At 57.1% G+C, this 11,870-nt stretch carries 12 protein-coding genes and 4 tRNA genes; all 16 read left to right on the plus strand.

Annotated features, from left to right (window positions below; translation table 11 throughout):
• Nucleotides 1-216 precede the first annotated feature (216 nt).
• The 16 genes from birA (at nt 217) to rpoB (ending at nt 11,838) form a co-directional block, all read left to right on the plus strand.
• Nucleotides 217-1,176 carry a bifunctional biotin--[acetyl-CoA-carboxylase] ligase/biotin operon repressor BirA gene (gene birA / locus HU750_RS23955; RefSeq protein WP_186682783.1) on the plus strand — a complete coding sequence of 320 codons (960 nt, stop codon included), beginning with the start codon at nt 217-219 and terminating at the stop codon, nt 1,174-1,176.
• Nucleotides 1,166-1,915: a pantothenate kinase gene (locus HU750_RS23960; protein ID WP_027595483.1), complete on the plus strand. Its 750-nt coding sequence runs from the start codon at nt 1,166-1,168 to the stop codon at nt 1,913-1,915. Before birA ends, HU750_RS23960 begins: the two co-directional genes overlap by 11 nt.
• A 7-nt stretch (nt 1,916-1,922) precedes the next feature.
• Entirely contained in the window at nt 1,923-2,348 is a 426-nt protein-coding gene (locus HU750_RS23965) for a hypothetical protein (protein WP_099452742.1), read from the plus strand.
• Between the two features lie 153 nt (nt 2,349-2,501).
• Nucleotides 2,502-2,585: transfer RNA gene (locus HU750_RS23970), tRNA-Tyr, on the plus strand.
• A 24-nt stretch (nt 2,586-2,609) separates the two neighbouring features.
• Nucleotides 2,610-2,683, plus strand: a tRNA-Gly gene (locus HU750_RS23975).
• A 29-nt stretch (nt 2,684-2,712) separates the two neighbouring features.
• Nucleotides 2,713-2,788: transfer RNA gene (locus HU750_RS23980), tRNA-Thr, on the plus strand.
• Between the two features lie 87 nt (nt 2,789-2,875).
• On the plus strand, nt 2,876-4,069 hold the full coding sequence (gene tuf / locus HU750_RS23985; protein WP_016484647.1) for an elongation factor Tu: 1,194 nt from the start codon (nt 2,876-2,878) through the stop codon (nt 4,067-4,069).
• A 54-nt stretch (nt 4,070-4,123) separates the two neighbouring features.
• Nucleotides 4,124-4,199, plus strand: a tRNA-Trp gene (locus HU750_RS23990).
• Between the two features lie 44 nt (nt 4,200-4,243).
• Nucleotides 4,244-4,612: a preprotein translocase subunit SecE gene (gene secE, locus HU750_RS23995; RefSeq protein WP_027595465.1), complete on the plus strand. Its 369-nt coding sequence runs from the start codon at nt 4,244-4,246 to the stop codon at nt 4,610-4,612.
• A 9-nt stretch (nt 4,613-4,621) separates the two neighbouring features.
• Nucleotides 4,622-5,155 (plus strand): transcription termination/antitermination protein NusG, encoded by a 534-nt coding sequence (gene nusG / locus HU750_RS24000; protein ID WP_003255501.1) that lies wholly within the window; start codon nt 4,622-4,624, stop codon nt 5,153-5,155.
• A 119-nt stretch (nt 5,156-5,274) separates the two neighbouring features.
• Entirely contained in the window at nt 5,275-5,706 is a 432-nt protein-coding gene (gene rplK / locus HU750_RS24005) for a 50S ribosomal protein L11 (RefSeq protein WP_027595466.1), read from the plus strand.
• On the plus strand, nt 5,706-6,401 hold the full coding sequence (gene rplA / locus HU750_RS24010) for a 50S ribosomal protein L1 (RefSeq protein ID WP_027595467.1): 696 nt from the start codon (nt 5,706-5,708) through the stop codon (nt 6,399-6,401). The genes rplK and rplA overlap by 1 nt, the downstream gene beginning before the upstream one ends.
• 198 nt (nt 6,402-6,599) lie before the next feature.
• Nucleotides 6,600-7,100, plus strand: a complete 501-nt coding sequence (gene rplJ, locus HU750_RS24015) for a 50S ribosomal protein L10 (protein WP_027595468.1) — start codon at nt 6,600-6,602, stop codon at nt 7,098-7,100.
• Between the two features lie 78 nt (nt 7,101-7,178).
• Nucleotides 7,179-7,544 (plus strand): 50S ribosomal protein L7/L12, encoded by a 366-nt coding sequence (rplL, locus tag HU750_RS24020; RefSeq protein ID WP_007957596.1) that lies wholly within the window; start codon nt 7,179-7,181, stop codon nt 7,542-7,544.
• A gap of 50 nt (nt 7,545-7,594) precedes the next feature.
• The gene (locus HU750_RS24025) at nt 7,595-7,765 is read left to right on the plus strand and encodes a hypothetical protein (protein ID WP_155951450.1); all 171 of its coding nucleotides are present in this window, start codon (nt 7,595-7,597) and stop codon (nt 7,763-7,765) included.
• The gene (gene rpoB / locus HU750_RS24030; RefSeq protein WP_027595469.1) at nt 7,765-11,838 is read left to right on the plus strand and encodes a DNA-directed RNA polymerase subunit beta; all 4,074 of its coding nucleotides are present in this window, start codon (nt 7,765-7,767) and stop codon (nt 11,836-11,838) included. The genes HU750_RS24025 and rpoB overlap by 1 nt, the downstream gene beginning before the upstream one ends.
• Nucleotides 11,839-11,870 lie beyond the last annotated feature (32 nt).

The following is an 11,870-nucleotide window of genomic DNA, read 5'->3' on the forward strand; positions in this document are numbered from 1 at the left end:
ACGATGCATCGCCGATGGTAGTGTGGGGTTTCCCCATGTGAGAGTAGGTCATCGTCAAGATTCATTTCGCAAAACCCCTATCTGCGCGAGCAGGTAGGGGTTTTGTCTTTTCCGATCGAAAATAGTCCTTCCTGCGGTCTTTCCGGGCAGCCCTTTTCCTATGCAAGCCCCCTACCCATAGCTATCATGCCAGCCTTATTCCAAGTCGAGACTGGCATGCTGAAGTTGTTGAATCTCCTCAAGGATGGCCGGTTCCATTCCGGAGAAGCCTTGGGGGCAGCCCTCGGGGTGAGTCGCAGCGCCGTTTGGAAGCAGCTGCAGCACCTGGAGACTGAGCTGAACCTCACCATTCACAAGGTTCGTGGGCGTGGCTACCAGTTGGCGGCACCTCTCGCCCTGCTCGAATCACAAGCGATCAATGAGTTCGCCGAGGGTGAGCAGTGGCCTGTTTTCATCCACGAAACCATCGATTCAACCAATGCTGAAGGGCTTCGGCTTGCTAGCGAAGGTCAGCCGGCGCCATTCCTGGTCCTTGCCGAGCGCCAGAGCGCTGGGCGTGGCCGCCGCGGTCGACAATGGGTCAGTCCGTTCGCAGAAAACCTCTATTACAGTCTCGTCCTGCGTGTCGAAGGTGGCATGCGTCAGCTCGAAGGGCTGAGCCTGGTGGTGGGGTTGGCAGTGATGCGGACCCTGCAGGGCTTTGGAGTAAAGGATGTGGGGCTGAAATGGCCCAATGATGTGCTTGTTCGTGGGCAGAAGATCACCGGTATCTTGCTTGAGTTGGTCGGTGATCCTGCAGACGTGTGTCACGTTGTGCTTGGAATAGGTATCAATGTGAACATGCAAGCCAATGACCAGGTCGACCAGGAGTGGACCTCGATGCGGCGTGAGGTAGGCACCGCTATTGATCGCAACCGTCTGGTGGCGAAGCTCAGTCAACAGTTGCAGCATGAATTGGCGCGTCACCGCCGCTATGGTTTTGCTGCTTTCCAGGAAGAATGGGAGCAGGCGCATCTATGGCAGGGGCGTAATGTATCGCTTGTTGCCGGCAGTACTCGCATTGATGGGGTGGTGCTGGGGGTGGACGGGCAGGGCGGTTTGCGCCTTGAGGTCGAAGGTGTAGAAAAGAGCTTCAGTGGTGGTGAGCTCAGTTTGAGGTTGCGTGATGATTCTTGAGCTCGATTGCGGTAACAGCTTCATTAAATGGCGGGTGATTCACGCCGCCGACGCTACGATCGTGGGCGGCGGTATTGTCGATTCCGACCAGGCATTGGTTGCCGAGGTCAGTGCGTTGGCGTCGTTGCGTTTGTCTGGCTGCCGTATCGTCAGTGTGCGCAGCGAAGAAGAAACTGCGGCGCTCTGCGCACTGATCCGTCAGGCGTTCTCGGTAGTGGCGCGCGTTGCCGAACCTGCACAGCAAATGGCAGGGGTGCGTAATGGTTATGAAGACTACCAGCGCCTGGGCATGGATCGTTGGCTTGCGGCATTGGGTGCATTCCACCTGGCCAAAGGGGCTTGCCTGGTGATTGATCTTGGCACCGCCGCCAAATCCGATTTCATTGCCGCCGATGGCGAGCACTTGGGCGGTTACATCTGCCCGGGCATGCCGCTCATGCGCAGCCAGCTGCGTACGCATACACGGCGTATCCGCTATGACGATGCTTCGGCAGTACGCGCACTGACAAGCCTTGCCCCTGGCCGCTCGACGGTCGAGGCTGTGGAGCGTGGCTGTGTGTTGATGCTGCAGGGCTTTGCTCACACTCAGCTTGAGCAGGCGCGGGCGCTGTGGGGGGAGAATTTTACGGTGTTCCTTACCGGTGGGGATGCGCCGTTGGTGCGTGAAGCGGCACCGACGGCGCGCGTAGTCCCTGACCTGGTATTCGTTGGCCTGGCAATGGCCTGCCCACTGGACTGAGGTGCTTATGCGTTGGTTGTTTCTGCTGTTGCTGGTGCTCAACGTCTTCTATTACGTCTGGCACCAACAGGAAGCCCCGCTCAAGGCCAAGGATGTCGCCCCGCTGTCGTTGTACAAAGGTAGTCAGCAAGAAATTCGCCTGTTGCGTGAAACCGGTGTATCCGCGCCGGCCCGTCGTCGTGATGAATGCCTGGTAGTAGGTGGCCTGGCGGCAAAAGAGCAGCTCGATGCACTGCGCCAGCGGCTGTTGAGCCTGGATATCAATGCGTTGCCGGTGCTGGGTCAGTTACCGGGTGCTGATGGTCTCTGGCTCAAGATTTCCCCGGAAAGCGAGCGTTTGCTGGACCAAACAGTACTCGTCGCTCTTTCCAACGATTTCAAAGACTTAAAACATAAAATTATTTTCTGCCAGGGTATTGCAACTGGCGAATAGCTTGATAGAATGGCGCCCGCTTCACAGGGAACACCACTGAGGTGGTAGAACTGGAAGCGGTGTCAAAGCAGCTAAGTTTCAGATTTGATTGAAAAAATTTGAAAAAACGCTTGACACTAGGGGCGGCAGACAAATAGAATGCCGGCCACATCTGGAGGGATTCCCGAGCGGTCAAAGGGGACGGACTGTAAATCCGTTGCGAGAGCTTCGAAGGTTCGAATCCTTCTCCCTCCACCAGTTTTAGCGAGAGCCGCAAGCTCCGCGGGTATAGTTTAGTGGTAGAACCTCAGCCTTCCAAGCTGATGATGCGGGTTCGATTCCCGCTACCCGCTCCAAGTTTGCTGGATTTTGCGCAAAGTGTTTCGCTCTTGTAGCTCAGTTGGTAGAGCACACCCTTGGTAAGGGTGAGGTCAGCGGTTCAAGTCCGCTCAAGAGCTCCATATAAACAAGGCAGATATGAAAATATCTGCCTTTGTTTTATCAGCTTTATCAGCGTAAGACTATTTCTTCTGCGGAGGATTGTATCGATGGCTAAGGAAAAGTTTGATCGTTCCCTACCACACGTGAACGTTGGCACTATCGGCCACGTTGACCATGGTAAAACCACTCTGACCGCAGCTCTGACTCGCGTCTGCTCCGAAGTTTTCGGTTCGGCAGTCGTTGAGTTCGACAAGATCGACTCGGCTCCGGAAGAAAAAGCGCGCGGTATCACCATCAACACCGCTCACGTCGAGTACAACTCGAACATTCGTCACTACGCTCACGTCGACTGCCCAGGTCACGCTGACTACGTGAAGAACATGATCACCGGTGCTGCCCAGATGGACGGCGCGATCCTGGTTTGCTCGGCCGCCGATGGTCCGATGCCACAAACCCGTGAGCACATCCTGCTGTCCCGTCAGGTTGGCGTTCCGTACATCGTGGTCTTCCTGAACAAGGCTGACCTGGTAGACGACGCTGAGCTGCTGGAACTGGTCGAGATGGAAGTTCGCGACCTGCTGTCCACCTACGACTTCCCAGGCGACGACACCCCGATCATCATCGGTTCGGCTCGTATGGCGCTGGAAGGCAAAGACGACAACGAAATGGGCACCAGCGCTGTCAAGAAGCTGGTTGAAACTCTGGACAGCTACATTCCAGAGCCAGAGCGTGCTATCGACAAGCCGTTCCTGATGCCAATCGAAGACGTATTCTCGATCTCGGGTCGTGGTACCGTTGTTACCGGCCGTATCGAGCGTGGTATCGTCCGCGTTCAAGATCCGCTGGAAATCGTTGGTCTGCGTGACACCACCACCACCACCTGCACCGGTGTTGAGATGTTCCGCAAGCTGCTGGACGAAGGTCGTGCTGGCGAGAACTGCGGCGTTCTGCTGCGTGGTACCAAGCGTGACGACGTTGAGCGTGGCCAGGTTCTGGTCAAGCCAGGTTCGGTCAAGCCGCACACCAAGTTCACCGCAGAAGTCTACGTCCTGTCGAAGGAAGAAGGCGGCCGTCACACTCCGTTCTTCAAAGGCTACCGTCCTCAGTTCTACTTCCGTACCACTGACGTGACCGGTAACTGCGAGCTGCCGGAAGGCGTTGAAATGGTAATGCCAGGTGACAACATTCAGATGACTGTCACTCTGATCAAGACCATCGCAATGGAAGACGGTCTGCGCTTCGCTATCCGTGAAGGCGGTCGTACCGTCGGCGCCGGCGTCGTAGCAAAAATTATTGAATAAGTAGTTGATTTACTTGATCAGGCCGGTATAATGGCCGGCCTGATACAGCGTTACAGGTCAGTAGCTCAATTGGCAGAGCGACGGTCTCCAAAACCGTAGGTTGGGGGTTCGATTCCCTCCTGACCTGCCATTCACCTCGGTGTGATTGGCTTTCTTCTCACAGGATCCTCCCCGATGACTCCCAAAACTGAAGCCCAAGAATCGCGTTTTGATCTGTTCAAGTGGCTGGCTGTAGTTGCTTTGGTGGTTGTTGGCGTCGTGGGTAATCAGTATTACTCCGCCTCCCCAATCCTGTATCGCGTACTCGCACTGCTCGCCCTGGCTGCGGCTGCTGGCTTTGTTGCCTTGCAGACTGCGAAGGGTAAGTCGTTCTTTGCGCTGGCGAAGGAAGCTCGTACCGAGATCCGTAAAGTCGTGTGGCCGACCCGCCAAGAAACCACTCAGACCACGCTGATTGTCGTGGCTGTAGTTCTGGTTATGGCGCTGCTGTTGTGGGGTCTTGATTCCCTGCTCGGCTGGGCGGTCTCCTTGATTGTTGGCTAAGGGTGTCCCGTGGCTAAGCGTTGGTACGTAGTGCATGCTTACTCGGGTTACGAGAAGCATGTGATGCGCTCGCTGATCGAGCGCGTCAAGCTGGCTGGCATGGAAGACGGTTTCGGCGAAATTCTGGTTCCGACCGAAGAAGTCGTTGAAATGCGTAACGGCCAAAAGCGCAAAAGTGAGCGCAAATTCTTCCCTGGCTATGTTCTGGTCCAGATGGAGATGAACGAAGGGACTTGGCACTTGGTCAAGGATACCCCTCGTGTGATGGGCTTTATTGGTGGTACCGCAGACAAGCCTGCGCCAATCACTGATAAAGAAGCTGAGGCTATCCTGCGTCGCGTTGCCGACGGCAGCGACAAGCCGAAGCCGAAGACGCTGTTCGAGCCAGGTGAAGTGGTTCGTGTCATTGACGGCCCGTTTGCTGACTTCAATGGCAGTGTCGAAGAGGTTAACTACGAAAAGAGTCGCCTCCAGGTGGCGGTGCTCATTTTCGGTCGCTCTACTCCGGTAGAGCTCGAGTTCAGCCAGGTCGAGAAGGTCTAGGCGAACGAAGCATCCCATACCCCGCAGCCCTGTGTGCTGCGGGGTTTTGTCGTCACTGGGATAAAACGCAAGTCATCCGGGGAGCCATCTGGCGTTTGTACCCGATTTTGGAGTAGCTCATGGCTAAGAAGATTCAGGCTTACATCAAGCTGCAAGTTAAGGCCGGCCAGGCCAACCCAAGCCCACCCGTTGGTCCAGCACTGGGCCAACACGGTGTGAACATCATGGAATTCTGCAAGGCCTTCAACGCCCGTACTCAGGGTCAAGAAGCCGGCCTGCCGACTCCTGTGATCATCACTGTTTACAGCGACCGTAGCTTCACTTTCGAGACCAAGAGCACCCCTGCCTCGGTTCTGCTGAAGAAAGCTGCTGGCCTGACCAGTGGTTCGGCTCGTCCGAACACCGTTAAAGTCGGTACCGTGACCCGTGCTCAGCTCGAAGAGATCGCCAAGACTAAACAGGCTGATCTGACCGCTGCTGACCTGGACGCTGCTGTACGCACCATCGCTGGCTCTGCCCGCAGCATGGGCCTGAACGTGGAGGGTGTGTAATGGCTAAGCTGACCAAGCGCCAAAAGGCCATTGCTTCGAAAATCGAAGCTGGCAAAGTTTACAACTTCGAAGAAGCAGCAGTGCTGCTGGCCGAACTGTCCACCGTGAAGTTCAGCGAATCCTTCGACGTTGCCGTCAACCTCGGCGTTGACCCGCGTAAATCCGACCAGGTCGTTCGTAGCGCTACTGTGCTGCCACACGGCACTGGCAAGACCGTACGCGTTGCCGTCTTCACCCAGGGTCCAGCTGCTGAGGCCGCTCTGGCTGCCGGCGCTGACCGTGTAGGTATGGACGATCTGGCTGCAGAAATGAAAGCCGGCGACCTGAACTATGACGTCGTCATCGCATCGCCTGATGCCATGCGCGTTGTTGGTCAGCTGGGTCAGGTTCTGGGTCCTCGCGGCCTGATGCCTAACCCGAAAGTGGGTACTGTGACTCCAGACGTAGCCGGCGCTGTCAAAAACGCCAAGGCTGGTCAGGTTCGCTACCGTACCGACAAGAACGGTATCATTCACACCTCCGTTGGCAAAGTCGGCTTCGAAGCTGGCAAGCTGAAGGAAAACGTTGAAGCCCTGATCGCTGATCTGAAGCGTATCAAGCCAGCTTCTTCGAAAGGTATCTACGTCAAGCGCGTTACCCTGAGCACCACTATGGGCCCAGGCCTGGTCATCGACCAGGGTTCGCTGAACGCGTAAGACCATGGCGGTGCGACGTGTCGCGCCGCCAGCAAAAAATTGGGGTCCCTGCCTGGCGGGGGCTATCCAAGACCGTAGGCGGCGCAAGCCTTAAACCACAAGCCTACGCAGATGGTGCTCCCGATTCGTTATCGAATCAGACACCAAAACGACATCCGGCTTCGGCCAGATGAAACGGTAGAAACCAGGAGTAAACCCGTGGCAATTAAACTCGAAGACAAGAAGGCCATCGTCGCTGAAGTCAACGAGGCTGCCAAAGTCGCTCTGTCCGCTGTCGTGGCTGATGCCCGTGGTGTGACTGTAGGCGCAATGACCGGACTCCGTAAAGAGGCTCGTGAAGCTGGCGTTTACGTACGTGTCGTACGTAACACCCTGCTCAAGCGCGCTGTTGCCGATACTGAATTCAGTGTCCTCAACGACGCCTTCACTGGCCCGACCCTGATCGCTTTCTCCAACGAACACCCGGGCGCTGCTGCTCGTCTGTTCAAAGAGTTCGCCAAGGGTCAGGACAAGTTCGAGATCAAGGCAGCTGCGTTTGACGGCAAATTCATTGCCGCCAACCAGATCGATGTACTGGCTACCTTGCCGACCCGTGACGAAGCTATCGCACGTCTGATGAGCGTGATTCAAGGCGCCACCAGCAAGCTGGCTCGTACTCTGGCGGCCGTTCGCGACCAGAAAGAAGCTGCTGCTGCCTAAGGCGGCGTAACCTCTTTCAAAATCATTTGTTTAATTTGATGGCTGCGAAGGCTGTCACCCCAATACAGGATTTAAGTCATGTCCCTGACTAACGAGCAAATCATCGAAGCAATCGGCCAGAAAACCGTTCTGGAAGTTGTTGAGCTGATCAAAGCTATGGAAGAAACCTTCGGCGTTACCGCTGCTGTTGCCGCTGCTGGCCCAGCTGCTGCTGCTGCCGTTGTTGAAGAGCAAACCGAGTTCAACGTTGTTCTGGTTGAAGCCGGCGAGAAGAAAGTAAACGTGATCAAGGCCGTTCGTGAACTGACCGGTCTGGGCCTGAAAGAAGCCAAAGAGAAAGTCGACGGCGCTCCTCAGGTCGTAGCTGAAGGCGTTTCGAAAGAAGCCGCTGAAGACGCTAAGAAGAAGCTGGAAGAAGCAGGCGCTAAAGTCGAGCTGAAGTAATTTCGACTTTGCGATGCCAGCCTGAGCGTTGAGCACAAGGCTGATGGCTGGTGGCTTATGCCACCGGCCTTTTTCCGTTATTGGTGGCCGATCAGATCGGCCCCGATAACGAGCTGCAAGACACCCATGTGGGTGGCGCAAACCAAGGGGTTTGCACGATTTTCTGGCTGCTCCCGCCGGGAGAAGCCAAACAAGCAGGTGACCAAGCTGGGGAACGCTGATGGCTTACTCATACACTGAGAAAAAACGTATCCGCAAGGACTTTAGCAAGTTGCCGGACGTCATGGATGTGCCTTACCTCCTGGCCATCCAGCTGGATTCGTATCGCGAATTCCTGCAAGCGGGAGCATCCAAGGATCAGTTCCGCGACGTCGGCCTGCACGCGGCCTTCAAATCGGTATTCCCGATCATCAGCTACTCCGGCAATGCTGCCCTGGAGTACGTAGGCTATCGCCTGGGCGAACCCGCCTTCGATGTGAAGGAATGTGTCCTGCGTGGCGTGACCTTCGCGGTCCCACTGCGGGTCAAGGTGCGCCTGATCATCTTCGACAAGGAATCGTCGAACAAAGCGATCAAGGACATCAAAGAGCAAGAAGTCTACATGGGTGAAATCCCCCTGATGACTGAGAACGGTACCTTCGTAATCAACGGTACCGAGCGTGTGATCGTTTCCCAGCTGCACCGTTCGCCTGGTGTGTTCTTCGACCACGACCGTGGCAAGACGCACAGCTCCGGCAAGCTGCTGTACTCCGCTCGCATCATCCCTTACCGCGGCTCCTGGCTGGACTTCGAGTTCGACCCGAAGGACTGCGTGTTCGTGCGTATCGACCGTCGCCGCAAACTGCCGGCCTCGGTACTGCTGCGCGCACTGGGTTACAGCACCGAAGAGGTTCTGAACACCTTCTACACCACCAACGTGTTCCACGTTTCCGGCGAAAAACTCAGCCTGGAACTGGTACCTCAGCGTCTGCGTGGTGAAGTTGCGGTCATGGACATCCATGACGAAACCGGCAAGGTCATTGTCGAGCAGGGTCGCCGCATCACTGCGCGCCACATCAACCAGCTCGAGAAAGCCGGCGTCAAGCAGCTCGACGTTCCTATGGAATACGTCCTGGGTCGCACCACCGCCAAGGCTATCGTGCATCCGGCTACCGGCGAGATCCTGGCCGAGTGCAACACCGAGCTGACCACCGAGCTGCTGATCAAGGTCGCCAAGGCACAGGTCGTCCGTATCGAGACCCTGTACACCAACGACATCGATTGCGGTCCGTTCATCTCGGACACCCTGAAGATCGACACCACCAGCAACCAGCTGGAAGCCCTGGTCGAAATCTATCGCATGATGCGTCCAGGCGAGCCGCCAACCAAGGATGCTGCCGAGACCCTGTTCAACAACCTGTTCTTCAGCGCCGAGCGTTACGACCTGTCCGCCGTAGGCCGCATGAAGTTCAACCGTCGTATCGGTCGTACCGAGATCGAAGGTTCGGGCGTGCTGAGCAAGGAAGACATCGTCGAGGTCCTCAAGACCCTGGTCGACATCCGTAACGGCAAAGGCATCGTCGACGACATCGACCATCTGGGTAACCGTCGCGTACGTTGCGTCGGCGAGATGGCCGAGAACCAGTTCCGTGTTGGCCTGGTGCGCGTTGAGCGTGCGGTCAAGGAACGTCTGTCGATGGCCGAAAGCGAAGGCCTGATGCCGCAAGACCTGATCAACGCCAAGCCGGTAGCGGCGGCGGTGAAAGAGTTCTTCGGTTCCAGCCAGCTGTCGCAGTTCATGGACCAGAACAACCCGCTCTCCGAGATCACCCACAAGCGCCGCGTTTCTGCACTCGGCCCTGGCGGTCTGACCCGTGAGCGTGCTGGCTTCGAAGTCCGTGACGTACACCCGACCCACTACGGCCGTGTGTGCCCGATCGAGACCCCTGAAGGTCCGAACATCGGTCTGATCAACTCCCTGGCAGCCTATGCCCGCACCAACCAGTACGGCTTCCTCGAAAGCCCGTACCGCGTGGTGAAGGAGGGCGTGGTCAGCGACGACATCGTGTTCCTGTCGGCCATTGAAGAAGCGGATCACGTTATCGCCCAGGCTTCGGCCGCGATGAACGAGAAGAAGCAGCTGATCGATGAGCTGGTAGCGGTTCGTCACCTGAACGAATTCACCGTCAAGGCGCCAGAAGACGTCACCTTGATGGACGTTTCGCCGAAGCAGGTTGTTTCGGTCGCAGCGTCGCTGATTCCGTTCCTCGAGCACGACGACGCCAACCGTGCACTCATGGGTTCGAACATGCAGCGTCAGGCTGTACCGACCCTGCGCGCTGACAAGCCGCTGGTAGGTACCGGCATGGAGCGCAACGTTGCCCGTGACTCCGGCGTCTGCGTCGTTGCCCGTCGTGGCGGCGTGATCGACTCGGTCGATGCCAGCCGTATCGTCGTGCGTGTTGCCGATGACGAAGTCGAAACCGGTGAAGCAGGTGTAGATATCTACAACCTGACCAAATACACCCGTTCGAACCAGAACACTTGCATCAACCAGCGTCCGCTGGTCAGCAAGGGTGATGTGGTCAAGCGTCACGACATCATGGCCGACGGCCCGTCCACCGATATGGGTGAACTGGCACTGGGTCAGAACATGCGCATCGCGTTCATGGCGTGGAACGGCTTCAACTTCGAAGACTCCATCTGCCTGTCCGAGCGTGTGGTTCAGGAAGATCGCTTCACCACGATCCACATTCAGGAGCTGACCTGTGTGGCGCGTGACACCAAGCTTGGCCCAGAGGAAATCACCGCAGACATCCCGAACGTGGGTGAAGCTGCGCTGAACAAGCTGGACGAAGCCGGTATCGTTTACGTAGGTGCTGAAGTCGGCGCTGGCGACATTCTGGTTGGTAAGGTCACTCCGAAAGGCGAGACCCAGCTGACGCCGGAAGAGAAGCTGCTGCGTGCCATCTTCGGTGAGAAGGCAAGCGACGTTAAAGACACCTCCCTGCGTGTGCCAACCGGCACCAAGGGTACTGTCATCGACGTCCAGGTCTTCACCCGTGACGGCGTTGAGCGCGACAGCCGCGCCCTGGCCATCGAGAAGATGCAGCTGGACGAGATCCGCAAGGACCTCAACGAAGAGTTCCGCATCGTCGAAGGTGCAACCTTCGAGCGTCTGCGTTCCGCCCTGAACGGCCAAGTGGTCGACGGTGGTGCGGGCCTGAAGAAAGGCACCGTGATCACTGACGAAGTACTGGACGGTCTGGAGCACGGCCAGTGGTTCAAACTGCGCATGGCCGAAGACGCGCTGAACGAACAGCTGGAAAAGGCTCAGGCTTACATCGTCGATCGCCGTCGTCTGCTGGACGACAAGTTCGAAGACAAGAAGCGCAAGCTGCAGCAAGGCGACGACTTGGCGCCGGGCGTACTGAAGATCGTCAAGGTCTACCTGGCTATCCGCCGCCGCATCCAGCCGGGCGACAAGATGGCAGGCCGTCACGGTAACAAAGGTGTGGTCTCGGTGATCATGCCGGTCGAAGACATGCCGCACGACGCCAACGGTACTCCGGTCGACGTCGTACTGAACCCACTGGGCGTACCTTCGCGTATGAACGTCGGTCAGATCCTTGAAACCCACCTGGGCCTCGCGGCCAAAGGCCTGGGCGAGAAGATCGACCGGATGCTCGAAGAACAGCGCAAAGCCGCTGAGCTGCGCGTGTTCCTGACCGAGATCTACAACGAGATCGGCGGTCGTCAGGAAAGCCTGGAAGAGTTCACCGATGCAGAGATCCTTGCCCTGGCGAACAACCTGAAGAAGGGCGTGCCTATGGCTACCCCAGTCTTCGACGGTGCCAAGGAAAGCGAGATCAAGGCCATGCTGAAACTGGCAGACATGCCAGAAAGCGGCCAGATGGTGCTGTTCGATGGCCGTACCGGCAACAAGTTCGAGCGTCCTGTGACCGTTGGTTACATGTACATGCTCAAGCTGAACCACTTGGTGGACGACAAGATGCACGCGCGTTCCACTGGTTCCTATAGCCTGGTTACCCAGCAGCCGCTGGGTGGTAAGGCGCAGTTCGGTGGTCAGCGTTTCGGGGAGATGGAAGTGTGGGCGCTGGAAGCATACGGCGCGGCATACACCCTGCAAGAAATGCTCACAGTGAAGTCGGACGACGTGAACGGCCGTACCAAGATGTACAAGAACATCGTGGATGGCGATCACCGTATGGAGCCGGGCATGCCCGAGTCCTTCAACGTGTTGATCAAAGAGATCCGTTCGCTCGGTATCGATATCGATCTGGAAACCGAATAACACGTGACGCGAAGGGGAGCGGGGCAGGTAAT

The sequence above is a fragment of the Pseudomonas sp. SWRI50 genome (assembly GCF_014269095.1).
GTDB lineage: Bacteria > Pseudomonadota > Gammaproteobacteria > Pseudomonadales > Pseudomonadaceae > Aquipseudomonas > Aquipseudomonas kermanshahensis.